Below are 2233 nucleotides of genomic sequence, written 5' to 3'. Positions count from 1 at the left end.
GCCCTCCGCAACGACGGCACCCCCGGCCTCGACATCCGCGCCACCACCCAGCACGGCGACATCACCGCCCGCAGCCTCTGACACCACCGGCCTGGACGACCGCCGGACCAGGACCGAACCCGCCCGGATCCCCGTACTCCCCAGCCACCTCAGCCTTCGAACGGGAGAGCCCCATGCCTTCGTCCGCCCTGCCCGCCCCCAGGCGGGCCGCCGGCGAGCCTCAGCCGCCGGTCGCCGTCTCCGCCCTCGGTCTGCGCAAGTCCTACGGCGACAAGGCCGTGCTCGACGGGATCGACCTGCGCATCCCGGCCGGCTCGGTGTTCGCGCTGCTCGGGCCGAACGGCGCCGGCAAGACCACCACCGTGCAGATCCTCTCCACCCTCATCACCGCCGACGGCGGACAGGTGCAGGTCGCCGGACACGACCTCGCCACCGCCCCGCAGGCCGTGCGCGCGGCGATCGGCGTCACCGGGCAGTTCTCCGCCGTCGACGGCCTGATCACCGGCGAGGAGAACATGCTCCTCATGGCGGACCTCCACCACCTGCCCAGGCGCGAGGGCCGGCGCATCGCCGCCGAACTGCTGGAGCGCTTCGACCTGGTGGAGGCCGCCAGGAAGCCCGCCTCCACCTACTCCGGCGGCATGAAGCGCCGCCTGGACATCGCCATGACCCTGGTCGGCAACCCGCGGATCATCTTCCTCGACGAGCCCACCACCGGTCTCGACCCGCGCAGCCGCCACACCATGTGGCGGATCATCCGCGACCTGGTCACCGGCGGCGTCACGGTCTTCCTCACCACCCAGTACCTGGAGGAGGCCGACGAGCTCGCCGACCGCATCGCGGTGCTGAACAACGGCAGGATCGTCGCCGAGGGGACCTCCGACGAGCTGAAGCGGCTGATCCCCGGCGGGCACGTCCGGCTCCGCTTCGCCGACCCGGCCGCGTACCGGTCGGCCGCCTCGGCCCTGCCCGACGCCTCGCGCAACGACGAGGCGCTGGTCCTGCAGCTCCCGAGCGACGGCAGCCAGCGCGACCTGCGCGCCGTCCTCGACCGCCTGGACTCCGCCGGGATCGAGGCGGACGAACTGACCGTGCACACGCCCGACCTCGACGACGTCTTCTTCGCCCTGACCGGCCCGGACGACGTTCCCAACCAGCCCGAGGAGAACGCCCGATGAGCTCGCTCGCCCTCGCCGTCCGCGACTCGACCACGATGCTGCGGCGCAACCTGCTGCACGCACGGCGCTACCCGTCGCTGACCCTGAACCTGCTGCTGACGCCGATCGTCCTGCTGCTGCTGTTCGTCTACGTCTTCGGCGACGTCATGAGCGCGGGCATCGGCGGCCACGGCGCCGACCGCTCCCGGTACATCGCCTACCTCGTGCCGGGCCTCCTGCTGATGACCATCGGCAGCACCACGATCGGGACGGCGGTCTCGGTCTCGAACGACATGACCGAGGGCATCATCGCCCGCTTCCGCACCATGGCGATCCACCGCGGATCCGTGCTCATCGGACACGTCGTCGGCAGCGTGCTGCAGGCGGTCGCCAGTGTCGTCCTCGTCGGCGCCGTCGCGGTGGCCATCGGCTTCCGCTCCACCGACGCCACACCGCTGGAGTGGCTCGCGGCCTTCGGGCTGCTGACGCTGTTCGCCCTGGCGCTCACCTGGATCGCGGTCGGGATGGGCCTGGTCAGCCCGAACGCCGAGGCCGCCAGCAACAACGCCATGCCGCTGATCTTCCTGCCGCTCATCTCCAGCGCCTTCGTCCCGGTCGACGCGATGCCGGGGTGGTTCCAGCCGATCGCCCAGTACCAGCCGTTCACCCCGGCCATCGAGACCCTGCGCGGGCTGCTGCTCGGCACCGGGATCGGCGACAACGGCTGGCTGGCCCTCGCCTGGTGCCTCGCCCTGACCGCGCTCGGCTACCGCTGGTCCAAGGCGGTGTTCGACCGGGACCCGAAGTGACCGTGCGTGCGGGCTGCTGGCCGCACCGCCCGCACCGCCCGCACCGCCCGCACCGCCCGCACCGCCCGCAGGCGACGTACTCCGACACCGCGTCGGCGCACGCCGCCCGCCGGCGTTCTCCGCCCTGGCGCGGATGTCCGGGCGCGGATGTCCGGATTGCCCGTGTGGCCTGCAAGCCCGCGCCGCGGTCATGGGGAAGGCTCGTCGTGCTGCAGTCCCGCCGAGCCCCCGCGAGGAGCCCCGTGATCGAGCACCACGTCCGCGTCC

At 72.5% G+C, this 2233-nt stretch carries 2 protein-coding genes; both read left to right on the top strand.

Annotated features, from left to right (window positions below; genetic code table 11):
- Positions 1 to 173: 173 nt before the first annotated feature.
- Positions 174 to 1178 (top strand): ATP-binding cassette domain-containing protein, encoded by a 1005-nt coding sequence (locus tag ABZ885_RS39730; RefSeq protein WP_360199863.1) that lies wholly within the window; start codon positions 174 to 176, stop codon positions 1176 to 1178.
- The gene (locus tag ABZ885_RS39725; RefSeq protein WP_360199861.1) at positions 1175 to 1966 is read left to right on the top strand and encodes an ABC transporter permease; all 792 of its coding nucleotides are present in this window, start codon (positions 1175 to 1177) and stop codon (positions 1964 to 1966) included. The genes ABZ885_RS39730 and ABZ885_RS39725 overlap by 4 nt, the downstream gene beginning before the upstream one ends.
- The last annotated feature ends 267 nt before the right edge of the window (positions 1967 to 2233 follow it).

The sequence above is a fragment of the Kitasatospora sp. NPDC047058 genome, assembly GCF_040643935.1.
Lineage (GTDB): Bacteria > Actinomycetota > Actinomycetes > Streptomycetales > Streptomycetaceae > Kitasatospora.
Note: the sequence above shows the minus strand (reverse complement) of the source record. Positions and strands in the feature narration are given on the sequence as shown.